Source organism: Spirosoma pulveris (assembly GCF_054781875.1).
In genome coordinates this window covers 310,698-324,768 of the sequence record NZ_BAAGTO010000004.1, presented here as the reverse complement: position 1 = coordinate 324,768, position 14,071 = coordinate 310,698, and the positions used below count along the sequence as shown (strand labels likewise).

At 53.1% G+C, this 14,071-nt stretch carries 8 protein-coding genes; 6 read left to right on the top strand and 2 right to left on the bottom strand.

Translation table 11 applies throughout. The features are described from left to right. Positions 1–31 precede the first annotated feature (31 nt). Positions 32–976 carry an RraA family protein gene (locus ACYVJM_RS17195; protein ID WP_461149458.1) on the bottom strand — a complete coding sequence of 315 codons (945 nt, stop codon included), beginning with the start codon at positions 974–976 and terminating at the stop codon, positions 32–34. Positions 977–1,465: 489 nt separating this feature from the next. On the opposite strand from ACYVJM_RS17195, the gene ACYVJM_RS17190 reads away from it, so the two are divergent. From ACYVJM_RS17190 to ACYVJM_RS17165, 6 genes are all read left to right on the top strand, one after another. Continuing rightward, positions 1,466–3,976, top strand: coding sequence for a glutaminase family protein (locus ACYVJM_RS17190; protein ID WP_461149457.1), 2,511 nt, complete (start codon positions 1,466–1,468; stop codon positions 3,974–3,976). 101 nt (positions 3,977–4,077) lie between these two features. Beyond that, complete coding sequence (locus tag ACYVJM_RS17185) at positions 4,078–6,018, top strand: glycoside hydrolase family 2 protein (RefSeq protein WP_461149456.1); 1,941 nt, start codon at positions 4,078–4,080, stop codon at positions 6,016–6,018. A gap of 179 nt (positions 6,019–6,197) precedes the next feature. Continuing rightward, positions 6,198–6,569 carry a BlaI/MecI/CopY family transcriptional regulator gene (locus ACYVJM_RS17180; RefSeq protein ID WP_012930632.1) on the top strand — a complete coding sequence of 124 codons (372 nt, stop codon included), beginning with the start codon at positions 6,198–6,200 and terminating at the stop codon, positions 6,567–6,569. After that, on the top strand, positions 6,566–8,476 hold the full coding sequence (locus ACYVJM_RS17175) for a TonB family protein (RefSeq protein WP_461149455.1): 1,911 nt from the start codon (positions 6,566–6,568) through the stop codon (positions 8,474–8,476). The genes ACYVJM_RS17180 and ACYVJM_RS17175 overlap by 4 nt, the downstream gene beginning before the upstream one ends. Further along, positions 8,473–9,891 carry a TonB family protein gene (locus ACYVJM_RS17170; RefSeq protein ID WP_461149454.1) on the top strand — a complete coding sequence of 473 codons (1,419 nt, stop codon included), beginning with the start codon at positions 8,473–8,475 and terminating at the stop codon, positions 9,889–9,891. Before ACYVJM_RS17175 ends, ACYVJM_RS17170 begins: the two co-directional genes overlap by 4 nt. Positions 9,892–10,139: 248 nt before the next feature. Beyond that, complete coding sequence (locus tag ACYVJM_RS17165) at positions 10,140–11,615, top strand: DASH family cryptochrome (protein WP_461149453.1); 1,476 nt, start codon at positions 10,140–10,142, stop codon at positions 11,613–11,615. A 167-nt stretch (positions 11,616–11,782) separates the two neighbouring features. Here the strand turns inward: ACYVJM_RS17165 and ACYVJM_RS17160 are convergent, their stop codons facing one another. Next, complete coding sequence (locus ACYVJM_RS17160) at positions 11,783–13,984, bottom strand: S9 family peptidase (protein WP_461149452.1); 2,202 nt, start codon at positions 13,982–13,984, stop codon at positions 11,783–11,785. Between the last annotated feature and the right edge of the window lie 87 nt (positions 13,985–14,071).

The following is a 14,071-nucleotide window of genomic DNA, read 5'->3' as shown; positions in this document are numbered from 1 at the left end:
ACAGCGTCTGGCTGCCTGGTACAAAAGTCAACTACCAGGTGCGGGTTTTGAGATACTCCTGAATCTGTTCTTTCGGTACGGGCAGTTCGCTGACGTGGGCATTGAGCCACTGCGAAAAATCTTTCTCGATAGCATCCGACCAGCGGGAGTCGATCTGTCCCGGTGTGTATTTCTGCTCCCGCAGCCGAAGGTGCCCGAACATGTCGCGCAAGCGGATGATCTCCGATGTTTTCACCACTTTTTCGGCCAGATGGGGCGGAATAAACGCCACACCGCCATCGCGTCCCAGCACGATATCGCCCGGCATGACCATCACTTTTCCAATGCGCGTTGGGCGATTGATGCCTACCAGCGTGGTGTTCAAATCCCCTTCCGGGTTATGGTGTGAAGGGTGATAGCTCCGAAAGTACGACGTAAAACCGCCAATTTCTTTCAGACCAGCCACATCCCGAAGGGCTCCTTCGTACACGATTCCGTTGCCCGTTTTGGCGTAAATCGAGTTGCCCAGGTTATCGCCGATGGTTGGGCCGTCTTCGTGCATACCATACTGGTCCACGACATACACATCGCCTTTCACGAGCATGTCAATGGGCCAGGCATTCTGCGATTTCACCCGCCCGTCTTTGGTATGTCCCTTCTCGTCCGTTACCCGGTGTACATCCGGCCGACCAGGCATAAACGTTGCCGTCAGGGCGCGGCCTACCAATACACTGTCGGGGTTGATGGTTTGCCAGTCGCCCGCGTACTGGTAGCGGTATTTTTCGCCTTTCATCACTGCCCAGGCTTCTTCATGGGTTACCAGTTTCATGCGTTTGATAATGGCATCCGGTACTTTGGGGCGGCCATCGGGGAATCGCTCCCCTTTCCATTCGGGCGTTAGGAAGATGAGTTCTTCCTTCGATATCTGCTGTGCAACCGATACCGACGCCAAGCCGGTCAATAACAACACAGCGGTCATTACGATTACCTGTTTCATCGAAAATAGTAGAGATTAAACGTTTAGGATTTGGGAAGAATAAGGCAGATAATCAATTCATCTACCCTTTGTAAGCTCAGGAAAGGATAACCATGAGCCGTGACGATAAAAGTCCCCCATAATTTTCATATTTGCAACCGATTGCAAAAGAATACGAAAAGAATAATTTAATAATAAATGATTTATATACCATTTACTACCAAAGAGGTGAACAATCAACCGACCAAGCTTAAACTATACCCGTTGTAAGTACCAGAATTGTCTTTCATGAATTACAATCGGTTGCAAAAAGCGCCTTATAACGCTTTGCGACGGCTTTGTCTCAATGTCTACTCCAGTCTTTATACGATAAGGCGTATCACCGCAAGACGCAAAGCAGCCGGGCAATTCGGACGGTGCCAAATTATTCCCGTCCTATAAGTAAAGGTTTGCCGACATCTGGTTTATGTTGTGGATGATTTTCGTGTATCTACCAACCAGCTAGTTCCAATGCAAAAAAACTCGGCACTTTTCATTACGCTTCTTTACTCTCTCTTTTGCGGCCAGCTTGCGGCCCAAAACCTTCGTCCACCCGCCTACCCGCTCATTACGCATGACCCTTATTTCAGCGTCTGGAGCATGACCGACAAGCTAACCGATTCGCCCACGCGGCACTGGACCGGTAAACCTCAATCGCTGGAAGGCATTATCCGGGTAGACGGTAATGCGTATCAGTTTCTGGGAGCTGTACCCACCAACTACGAGGCCATTCTGCCAACCGGCGAAACCCAGTCATACACGGCTCAGTACACGACGAAGAAGCCCGCTAACGGCTGGGAGAAAGCCGATTTTAATGCCAGCAGCTGGCAGTCGGGACTAGGTCCTTTCGGCGATACGCCCGAAGCCAAAACGAAATGGGTTACCAGCGATAAAGACGGCATTTATTACCGCCGGGAGTTCACGTACGATGGTAAAGCCGACCCGGCGAAGCTGCTGTTGGCCATCAATCACGACGATGATGTAGTCGTTTACCTGAACGGCACGAAAATCCTCGACAGGCCCGACTATGTCAGCGAGTACGTTAATCTGCCGCTATCTGCGGCAGGTCAGAAAGCGCTTCGTAAAGGTAAAAATGTACTGGCGGTGCATTGTGTGAGCCCTCGGGGCGGTTCCTTCATCGATGTCGGGATTCTGAATCCCATCACAACCCAAACGATCACCGCAGCAACCCAAACGGGCGTGACGGTATCGGCCACCCAAACCGACTATCAGTTTACTGCTGGGCCAGTGAGCCTGCTCGTCAATTTCATGTCGCCTTTGTTGCTTGATGAGGTAGAGGTGGCCGCACGCCCGATTACGTATGTTACTTTTGAGGTTCGTTCGCAGGACCGCAAGCCGCATTCGGTGCAGGTTTACCTGAGTGAATCCGGGACAATGGCAACGAATACGATAGGCCAGGAGGTTGTCCTGAAAGCGGGACAGGCACCAGGGCTGCTCTTTCAGACCGTTGGTACCGAGGCACAGCCCGTTCTGGCCAAGAAAGGCGACAATATACGCATCGACTGGGGGTATGCTTACCTGGCTGCTCCGCAGGAAACGGGCAATCAGACGGCCAACGGCATGGCGCCCGGCCTCAAGCAGGCGTTCCTGACGAATGGCCAGCTTCCTACTGATACCAAAGCCGCTGTACCGGGCAACAAGCCAAGAGCCGCCGTAGACGTGGCTATTGCCAGCGTACTCGATTTTGGCAACGTGTCGAAATCCGCCGAGAAACATCTGATGTTGGGGTACGACGATTTGTATTCGGTGCAGTATTTTAAGCAAAATCTGCGGCCGTGGTGGCGTCGGGATGAGAAAGCCACCATGGTTTCGCTCTTGCAGACCGCCGAAAAAGACTACGGCCGACTTCGGGAAAAATGTGCAAAATTCGACAATCGCCTTTATTCCGACGCGAAAAGGGCCGGTGGTAAAGAGTACGCGGATCTATGCGCGCTGGCATACCGGCAAGCCATTGCTGCCCATAAAATCGTAGCCGGTCCAAAAGGAGAGCTGCTCTTTCTCTCGAAAGAGAATTTTTCGAACGGCTCCATTGGCACGGTGGATATCACCTACCCTTCGGCTCCGCTTTTCCTGCTATATAATCCAGCCTTGCTCAAGGGTATGATGGAGCCTATCTTCCAGTATTCGGAGAGTGGCCGATGGAAAAAGCCGTTTGCCGCCCACGATGTCGGAACGTACCCTCAAGCCAACGGCCAGACTTACGGTGAGGATATGCCCGTGGAAGAGAGCGGTAACATGCTGATTCTGGCCGGGGCCATTACCGGAGCCGAAGGGGACGCAGATTACGCCAAACAACATTGGAAAACCCTGACAACCTGGGTTGAGTACCTCAAAAAAGACGGCTTTGACCCGGCCAATCAGCTTTGTACGGATGATTTCGCCGGTCATATTGCCCGCAATGCCAACCTATCGGTCAAAGCGATTCTGGGCATTGCGGCTTACGGAAAGATGGCCACTCAACTGGGCGACAAAGCCACCGGTCAAAGCTACCTGCAAACGGCGCGGGATATGGCCGTCAAATGGCAGCAGCTTGCCATGGACAAAACCCTTAACCAGAAAGCTCACTACGATCTGACGTTCGAGAACCAGAACGACACCTGGAGCCAGAAATACAACCTCGTATGGGATAAACTACTGAACCTGAACATCTTCCCAAAAGAAGTTCCCCAAACGGAAATCGCCTATTACCTGACCAAGCAGCGCACCTACGGGCTCCCGCTCGATAGTCGTAAGACTTACACTAAGTCAGACTGGATTGTCTGGACGGCCACGCTCGCCAAATCGGACCGCGATTTTGAAGCGTTCATCAAGCCCGTCTGGAAGTACGTCAACGAAACCCCGACGCGCGTACCCCTCTCCGACTGGCACGAAACCATCAACGCGAAACAGGTCGGCTTTCAGGCTCGCTCGGTTGTAGGTGGGTATTACATCAAAATGCTGGAAGGGAAACTGAGTAAGTAAGGTTTAAAACTAACAGCACTACAAACCGAAGCGTCGGCCCATTCCCTCCTGTTTTCAAGGAGGGAATGGGTGAAAAGAACCCTAAACCTTTATAATAACCCATGCGATTCAACCAATTCTTACTCACCCCACTGGGCCTCCTTTGGGCGTCGACGCTTACTTATTCCCAAACCGCGGCATCCGTTCAAAACACGCCCCGTGCTGCCCCGATCATGAGCCGGTGGGAGAAACAGCTTACACCGGAGAACGCCTGGCGTGAATATCCGCGCCCGCAAATGGTTCGGAAACAGTGGCAGAATTTAAATGGTCTTTGGGAGTACGCCATTACACCCAAAACCGCTCCTCAGCCAACGGAGTTTTCGGGGCAGATCCTGGTGCCGTTCTGCCTTGAGTCGACGGTGTCGAAAGTGAATAAGCCCCTCACCGCCGATCAGCGCCTGTGGTATCGCCGGACGGTTAGTCTGCCTGCCGACTGGGCCGGGCAACGGGTGCTGCTCCAATTCGGCGCGGTGGATTATGAATGCAGCCTATGGGTCAATGGCGGGCTGGCCGGATCGCATACGGGCGGTTCCGATGCGTTTAGTTTCGACATTACCGACTACCTGAAAGATGGACAGAACCAACTGGTGCTGGGCGTAACCGACCCAACATCGACGGGCGAGCAGCCACGCGGTAAACAGTTGCTGAATCCAAACGGCATCTGGTACACGCCCGTGTCGGGCATCTGGCAAACGGTCTGGATGGAGCCGGTGCCGAAACAAACTTACATCGACGAGGTAAAACTGACTCCTGAACTGGATTCGGGGCGCGTTCGGGTCGATGTGCTGCTCGACAAGCCCGCCAACAACTACACCACCGCTATTCGATTGACGGCACTGGATGGAAACCGAACGGTGGCAACCACGTTGGTTCGGGCCGGACGAACGGGCTATCTTTCGCTGAAAAATCCCAAACTCTGGTCGCCCGACAGCCCATTTCTGTACGACCTCAAAGCGGAACTGGTTACTGTAACCGACCCCTTCGGCGATACACCCCGCAACAAACGTCCCCGCCAGGATGAGGCACTCAACAAAGCGTTTGCCAGCGCTACCGTAACGGGCAATCCGCTCGATGTGGTTACGGGCTACTTCGCCATGCGGAAGATCGCTATGGGTCGTGGGCCAGGCGTCGCTACACCTGTCGCTAACCAGCCGGTCTTGCTGCTGAACAATAAATTTGTGTTTCAGAACGGCCCCCTCGACCAGGGCTGGTGGCCCGGCAGTTTGCTGACGCCCCCCTCCGACGAAGCAATGACGTTTGAAATTGACTTCCTGAAAAAGTCCGGGTTCAACATGCTCCGTAAGCACATTAAAGTCGAGCCCGACCGTTACTATTACCTCTGCGACAAACTGGGTATGCTGGTCTGGCAAGACATGCCGTCGGGCTTTCTGGAAGGGCAGAACGAAGCCCCCGGCGATCAGTCGGAGCCGATTCGCCGATCGAAGGGCAAAGAACAGTTTGAGCTGGAACTGCGCCGGATGATGAATCGCCTGCACAACCACCCCAGCATTGTAACCTGGGTGGTGCATAACGAAGGCTGGGGCCAGTACGACAACAAACGCCTGGCCGACTGGGTAAAAGCCCTCGACCCCAGCCGGACCGTGAACGCCAGCAGCGGCTGGAATGACCTCGGCGCGGGCGATTTCTACGACATTCATACCTACGAGCCGGAACCCAACGCACCCGCCCCCAAAACCGACCGGGTAGTGGTTATCGGAGAGTTTGGCGGTATCGGCTGGCCGGTACAAGGCCATCTCTGGAATCCAGAGATGCGCAACTGGGGCTACCAGACCTATCAATCGGCCGATGAAGTACTGAAAGCCTACCAAAAGAAGTACGCCAAAATCGTGGAATACTATCAGAAGCAGGCTCTTTCGGCAGCTGTGTATACCCAAACGACGGATGTAGAAGGCGAAGTAAACGGTCTGCTCACCTACGACCGCGAGGTAATTAAAATACCCATCGAAACACTGCGGAAGATTCACGCCCCTTTATTTAAATGAGCACTGCTGGCACGAGTAAATACTCGCGCCAGCAGTGCGCCAGCAACGCCAACGACTTGCCCTTTCTGACGTCAGAAAGGGCATTTTTTAGTTTCAACAAAAATTTAACTAATATATTAGTTGTAAAACTAAACTATTAGTCATACATTTCGTTCATAATCAATAAATCACTGTACATCATGCCGATACGCGATCTTACCAAAGCCGAAGAAGAGATTATGCGTGTGCTTTGGCAGCTTCAGAAAGGCTTTGTCAAAGATGTTCTTGCCGAACTGCCCGAACCCAAACCGGCCTACAATACTGTGTCGACCATTATCCGGATTCTGGAAAAGAAGGAGTTGGTTGGCTACCGGGCTTACGGGAAAACGCACGAGTATTTTCCGCTGATTACTGAAGAAGAATACCGGCGTTTTCAAACGGAACAACTCATGGCGAACTACTTCGATAATTCGCTCAAAAAACTGGTGTCATTTTTCGTACAGGATAAAAACATCAGTTTATCTGAAGCCGACGAAATCATTAAGCTCCTAAACAAACAGAAAGATCAATGAACGCCCTCGACTACCTCCTCAAAGCCAACCTCTATGGCCTGCTGTTTGCCAGTTGTTATTGGATGCTGCTGCGTCGGCATACGTTTTTCGGACTGAACCGGGCATATCTGCTGGCTTCGGTGGTTCTCTCCTTGACCCTGCCACTAGTCACATTACCCGCCAAAACCGTGGAAACGCTTCCAATGCCGGTGGGCGTTATGGCGCTGCCTATCACCCCTATCCCGGTAGCTACGGTCGAAGCCCTCCAACCCGACGCCGGCCCCGATTGGGAGCAACTCGCGCTGTGGGGGTATGGACTCGTTGCACTGACGTTATTGACACGGTTAGGTATCCGGACCGGGCGGCTGCTGCGGCTGATTCGGCAGTCGCCCCGGCAGGTACAGGATGGGTATGTGGTGGTAAAACCCAACGACCCGACCCTCCCGACCTTCTCATTTTTCAACTACGTTATCCTGAATCCCGCCGATACTGACAATGCGCTGATTACTCGGCACGAGCTGGTGCATGTTCGCCAATGGCATAGCGCCGATGTACTGAGCCTGGGTATTGTTCAGGCTGTATTCTGGGGTTATCCGACGCTGCTGCTCATTGCCCGTCTGTTGCGTCAGGTACACGAATTCCTGGCCGACCAGCCCGCTACCCAACCAACGGAATACGCCCAATTTCTGGTCGACTATTCGTTTGGTACGCACCTAAGCCTGAGCAGTCCCGACACCCTGACGAACAGTTTCTTCAATCCGTCACTCCTTAAACAACGCATTATTATGCTGCAACAGAGAGCCACGACCCGCTGGGCGCTGGGCAAATACGCGCTGGTACTTCCACTGGCTTTTAGTCTACTGGCCATGACTACGGCGCGGGAAGAGATCACGATCGCAGTGGACTCATTTCAGGATGAAGGAATCACCGTGACGGGAAAAGTGACGAGTTCAGTGGATGGGAAGCCGTTGCCGGGAGTTTCCGTCTTAATTGTGAACACAAGAAAAGGAACGAATACAAGCGCAACTGGCGAATTTACACTAACGAACGTCCCTAAAAATGGATCATTAGCGTTCAGTTTTGTTGGCTTCAAAACAGATGTTATACCTGTTAACGGGCGCACTGCCCTTGGTGTTGCTTTAGCTCTTCAATCGAATGACTTAAACGAGGCACACGTAGTTGCTTCCGAACCAACATCGGCTCCATCCTCTAAAAAACAGGTATCTCAAACAGGCGATGAAGTCTTCATGGTTGTTGAACAGGTACCCGAATTCCCGGGTGGGATGAAGGCATTAAGTCAATACCTCGCCCGCAACTTACGCTACCCGACAGAAGCTCGCCAAAACAAAGTACAGGGCCGGGTCTATGTAAAGTTTATTGTCGACAAAACCGGCGCTATTCAGGAATTGCGGGTTCTGAAGGGCATTGGTGGAGGCTGCGACGAAGAAGCCATACGCGTTGTGAGTAAAATGCCCAACTGGATTCCGGGAAAGCAACAGGGAAAGACAGTGTCTGTTATGTACAACCTCCCCATTCAGTTTTCGCTCGAAAAGAAAACCGAAGATAAGCGAACGGGGCAGGTTATGTCTGACATAAAAGCGGGGTCGGAGCAGTCCGTAGTTCAGAATAACAGCAAAAGTGGAGGATTAAAAGTAGACAATTCCATGTCGGCTGGCAGCCAGAATCGATATGCGATGCCTCTACCCGATTCGCTCCGAAAGCCCGGCGCAAACATCACGATACGAAGTAATGGATTCACCGCCGGCGATCCGCTGTATATAGTTGATGGTGTCGAAGCCAAAAGCGGTATCAGTCACCTCAGTCAAAATGAGATAGATAACGTCACGGTCCTGAAAGGGGAATCGGCAGCGGTTTACGGCGAAAAAGGTAAACATGGTGTCGTAGTTATAACCACGAAAAAGAAATGAATACGCTCCCCTATCTCTTAACCGCCAGCCTGTATCTGCTGTTATTCTACAGTTGCTACGCGCTGTTGCTGCGCCGGAATACATTCTTCGGCATGAACCGGGCGTATCTGCTCATATCGGTGGGGCTTTCGCTGCTGCTGCCGCTGGTCGAGCTACCCACCGGAACGGGCGACTCCCTGCCCGTGGGCACCATTACCTTGCCAACATTGATCATTGGCAGCCCCCAACCACAATCGGATACCCTCACCGCGTCGCAGTGGTTATGGCTGCTATACGGACTGGGTGTGCTGATTATGCTGGTCCGGATGAGCATCCATTTAGGCTCGCTCGTTCGCCTAATCCGGCGCGGTACGGCTATTCGCACCCCTGCTTATACGCTCATAATACTCCCGACTAACGAAACGCCTTCGTTCTCGTTCGGCCGCTATCTGGTCCTTAACAAGACTGATGCCGCTACGCAACCCGAAGCCCTGATGCGTCATGAAGAGGCTCATATCCGCCAGCGCCACACCGCCGATGTGCTGCTTCTGGAAGTGGCACAGGCTTTCTTCTGGTTCAACCCGGTGCTCTGGCTGTACAAACGCTCCCTTCAGGAAATACACGAATTTCTGGCCGACCAGGCCGCCGTTCGGCAGATTGCCGCCCCTTCTACGTCCGACAATCGACTTTCCGCTCCACCCACCTATGCGCAACAACTAGTGGCCTATGCACTCGATGTGCCCATGACCGCCCTGACAACACCCTTTGTTTCTAAATCAACCCTTAAACAACGCATCGTTATGTTACAAAAACCGCAAACCCATCGCCGGGCACTTCTCGGCTACGTCATCGCTCTGCCCCTGGCCGCCCTGCTGACCATGTGTACTCAATCGGAGCAGGACCAGACCGCTCTCACCACCGCCGAAGCCTCCGCCCGGAAAGCGGCAAAAGTAGAGGGCGAAATCTTTACCGTAGTTGAGCAGCAGCCCGAATTTCCGGGAGGTATGCCAGGTCTTACAGCCTACATCGAGAAGAACCTGAAGTATCCCGAAGCCGCAGAGAAGGCGAATGTTCATGGACGGGTGTTTGTCAGTTTTGTTGTCACAAAAACAGGCGAGATCTCCGATGTACAAATCCTGAAAGGCATTGGCTATGGCACTGACGCGGAAGCGGTACGGGTCGTAAAAAACATGCCCAACTGGAAACCGGCCAGACATAATGGCGAGCTTGTGAATGTGAAATACAACCTGCCCATTAATTTTCAGTTTGAGGATGGGGCTTCATTCTCAAATGAATCTGCTTTCAAGGATATAGCCGTTTTTCTTATTGATGGAAAGCCAGTCAGCGCGAAAGAATTTTCGGCTGTCCCCACCACCAAAATTGCCCGGATGGACGTCGACAAACCCAACAAAACAGTCTCCATCACCACCAAATGATCCTCCAACCCCGAAGAGGGTTGACTATGGATGACCGGGGGCGCAGCCCTCGGATCGTAGCCCGGAGGTCACCGGCCCACCCCAACCACGATGGGGGTTGGTATAGTCCCGCACGCAAAAGCCGGGGGCTACACCCCCGGTTATCCACAGTCAATCCCTTCGGGCTTAGTTTATGACCTAATTTTGGTGCGTAGTGAACCAGTAGAGGGTGTGATCCATTAGTAACAGACAACCGTTCTCTGTTAGTCATGAATCGCATCCTCTACTGGTTTCGTAACGACCTTCGCCTGCACGACAACGAGGGGTTTGTCCGGGCGCTTGAAAACGCGGATCAGGTGCTTCCTGTATTTGTGTTTGACCCACGCTGGTTTACCGGGCATTCGCAGCTGGGGTTTCGCCGGATGTCGGCCTTCCGGGCTAATTTCCTGCTCGAAAGTGTAGCCGACCTGCGCCAGTCGCTCCGCAGCCAGGGAGCCGACCTGATTGTACGTGTAGGGGAACCTGCCGATGTGCTGGCCGAACTTGCCAAGGAAATAGGGGCAACAGCTGTGTACGCCAGCAAAGAAATTACCCAGGAGGAAACCACCCAGGAAACCAGGCTGAGTACGAAGTTAAAACCGCTCAACATCGACTTTGAGCTGTTCTGGATGAGTACGCTTTACCACGTACGGGACTTACCGTTTACTATTTCGCAGTTGCCCGATGTGTTCAGCAAGTTCAGACAACAACTTGAAAAGAAGGCTATCATCCGGCCAGCGTTTGCTACTCCGACCCGTATCGCCCTTGTACCAGCTATAGACCCCGGCGAAATTCCAACCTTACCGGCACTTGGGTTCGACGATGCGGAATCGAATCGGGTTGACCAACCCGATGCCCGTGGCGCAGTGCCCTTCAAAGGGGGCGAAACGGTAGCACTCGCCCGACTCGACCGGTACCTTTGGCAAACAGACCTGATTGCCACCTATAAAGAAACCCGAAACGGCTTGCTGGGCGACGACTATTCGAGCAAATTCTCGGCCTGGCTGGCTACCGGATGCCTGTCGCCCCGGCAGGTCTTCGAAGAAATTCGTCGCTATGAATCCGAGCGTGTTCGTAACGATTCGACTTACTGGCTGGTTTTCGAACTGCTCTGGCGAGACTTTTTCCGGTTTGTGGCGCTCAAGTTTGGCACCCGGATCTTCAAACGGAGCGGTATTAAACATGACCTTCATAAAACCTTCGGACGCGACGAGAACCTGTTTCAGAAATGGACCGAAGGCCAGACGGGTATCCCCTTTATTGATGCCAACATGCGCGAGATGAATGCTACGGGCTTCATGAGCAACCGGGGGCGACAAAATGTAGCCAGCTTTCTGGTGAACGACCTCGGCCTCGACTGGACCTGGGGAGCCGCTTACTTCGAAAGTAAACTTATCGACTACGACCCATGCAGCAATTGGGGCAACTGGAACTACGTGGCGGGTGTCGGCAATGACCCGCGTCAGTACAGCAACGGACAGCCGCGCTATTTTAACATCCTCAGCCAGGCTCTTCGTTATGATGAGCAGGGCGACTACGTGAAACACTGGCTCCCCGAACTGGCCAAGGTACCCAACGATCAGGTACACCTCGTTTCGAATTTAACGACTCAACAGCAGGAAGCGTATGGGGTAGTACTCGGTCAGGATTATCCATTGCCGGTTGTAGACCCGAACAAATGGGTAGTAGCCCCACCCCTGCCCTAAAAAGGGATGGAGCTACTACTGGTCACTTCCCGGCTTCTCTTGTATCTTCTGTTCGTGAGGAGCCAGACCGGGGATGCGGACCTTCAGTTGGCAAGCCTGTTTGGCACTTAAATAGCTTACTAATTTTATTGTCCGATTACCTGTCTGTCGTTCAGGCGCAAACTATTCTACAGATTCTTCTCCACAAAATCCGTCAGCATCTGGTAGAGGTGAAGGCGGGTATTGCCGCCATAAATGCCGTGATTCCGGTTAGGGTAATAGAAGGACTGAAATTGTTTGCCGGCGGCAATGAGCGCATCTTCGAAGGCGATGGAATTCTGGAAATGTACGTTATCGTCGCCGGTGCCGTGTACGAGTAGAAACGGGCCGCGCAGTTTGGCCGCGTGCGTAACGGGCGAATTATCGTCGTAGCCCGCTGCATTTTCCTGCGGACGTTTGAGGTACCGCTCGGTATAAATGGTGTCGTAGAACCGCCAGTTTGTAACGGGGGCCACGGAGATGCCCGCTTTAAAGACATCGGCTCCGAGGGTCATGCACAGCGCACTCATGTACCCGCCGTAACTCCACCCCCAGATGCCCACGCGGGCCGGGTCAACATAGGGCAGGGTCTTTAGATTTCGGGCAGCGGCCATCTGGTCTTCGGTTTCGAGCTTGCCGAGTTGGGCGTAAGTGGCCGTTCGGAAGGCGGCTCCACGAGCACCCGTACCCCGTCCATCGACCGATACAATGATATAACCTTTATCCGCCAGGGTTTGGTACCAGAAGAAGTCGCGGCTGTCCCAATCATTTTTTACCGTCTGCGAACCCGGACCGCCATAGACGAACATGAGAACCGGGTATTTTTTGGCACCCGTACTGTCGAAGTTCGCCGGACGGATCATCCAGGCGTTGAGCGGGGAGCTATCGGCCGCTTTGGTTTGAAAAAATTGCTTTGGCGTAATGGTATAGGTTGCCAAACGGCTTTTCAGAGCTTCGTTGGCTTCCAGCATCCGAAGGTCGCCGGTTGTTTTAGTATCCCGCAGACTAACCCGCACCGGCGCGTTTGCCGATGTATGGTATAGCAAATAATAGGCAAAATCGGGGCTGAAATTGGCCGTGTACGTACCCGGCAGCGAAGTTAGTGGCTGCTTATTCTGTCCATCTACGCCAATGCGGTACAGATGCCGTTCGAGCGGGGAGGTTTCCGTAGAGGTGAAAAAGATCGTGCCCGTTTTTTCATCAACGCCCGATACGCTGGACACCTCGAAGTTACCGGTGGTAATGGGCCGAATAAGCTGTCCGTTCATATTGTACAGATACAGGTGCTTGTAGCCGCTGCGTTCGCTGCTCCAGATGAACGACTTGCCATCATTCAGGTACGTCAGGTCGTCCGTAAACTCCAGGTCAACGTACGTAGGACTTGTTTCGGTGAGGACGGTCGTTGCCTGGCCGGTTGCCGCATTTACGTGAAGCAGGTCGAGTTTGTTCTGAAGCCGGTTCATCCGCCGAATCGACAGCAGACCCGGATTTTTCGTCCACTGGATGCGCGGCAGGTAAATATCGGTTTCGGTGCCCGTTTGCGCCTGTACTTTTTTGCCGGTGAGCACATCGGCTACCCAAACCGACACACGGGAATTCGCTTCGCCCGCTTTCGGGTATTTGAAGCGGTATTCTACCGGATACAGCCCTCCCCAAAGCTGCATGTCGTATTCGGGTACGCGGCTTTCGTCGAACCGAATCCAGGCCAGCCGCTTGCTGTCCGGCGACCATTCGAAGGCACGTGCCATACTAAACTCTTCTTCATATACCCAATCGGCACCACCGTTGATGATGGCGTTCAGCTTGCCATCGGTAGTAAGTTTGGTTTCCTTCTGAGTAATCAGGTCGACGACAAACAGGTTGTTATCCCGCATGAACGCCACGCGTTTACCATCGGGCGAGAAGGTCGCGTACTGCTGCTTACCCCCTTTACTTACCTGCGTCAGGCGGCTTGAGCTAAGGTCATACACGTAGAAATCGGCTTTGCTCGACCGGCGGTAAATGGGCTCCTCCTGGGTGGTGATCAGCATCTTCCGCTCATCGGCCGATAGTTGGTAACCCTCTACACTAACCCGTTTTGCCGTACCCGACACCGTTGCCTGCTGCGCGTCGAAAAGGGTTTCTACGGGCGCCCCGGTGGTAATGGAAAACTTACTGATTTTTCCACCATCGAGAGTGGTATAAAAACCACCGGCCTTCATCCAGTTGACTGCTTCGACGGTACGCTGGCTGAATACACCCTGATTGCGCCCCCACACGTCATCGAGCGACACATTTTTTCGGGTTTGACTAATGGCCGGGAAGGCAACAAGAAAAAGGAAAATCCGTATCAGATATTGATGGGCAGTCATGGGTCTTCTGTTGTCTGTATAAAACGAAACGGTTCGCCGTTGCAACAGCGAACCGTAGCAACGGCGAACCGTTCTATTGAAAATATA

Bases quoted from the DNA above. Each gene is read 5' to 3' on its own strand.
- ACYVJM_RS17165 (WP_461149453.1), top strand. From the start codon at position 10,140: ATGAATCGCATCCTCTACTGGTTTCGTAACGACCTTCGCCTGCACGAC.
- ACYVJM_RS17180 (WP_012930632.1), top strand. From the start codon at position 6,198: ATGCCGATACGCGATCTTACCAAAGCCGAAGAAGAGATTATGCGTGTG.
- ACYVJM_RS17190 (WP_461149457.1), top strand. From the start codon at position 1,466: ATGCAAAAAAACTCGGCACTTTTCATTACGCTTCTTTACTCTCTCTTT.
- ACYVJM_RS17175 (WP_461149455.1), top strand. From the start codon at position 6,566: ATGAACGCCCTCGACTACCTCCTCAAAGCCAACCTCTATGGCCTGCTG.
- ACYVJM_RS17160 (WP_461149452.1), bottom strand. From the start codon at position 13,984: ATGACTGCCCATCAATATCTGATACGGATTTTCCTTTTTCTTGTTGCC.
- ACYVJM_RS17170 (WP_461149454.1), top strand. From the start codon at position 8,473: ATGAATACGCTCCCCTATCTCTTAACCGCCAGCCTGTATCTGCTGTTA.
- ACYVJM_RS17195 (WP_461149458.1), bottom strand. From the start codon at position 976: ATGAAACAGGTAATCGTAATGACCGCTGTGTTGTTATTGACCGGCTTG.
- ACYVJM_RS17185 (WP_461149456.1), top strand. From the start codon at position 4,078: ATGCGATTCAACCAATTCTTACTCACCCCACTGGGCCTCCTTTGGGCG.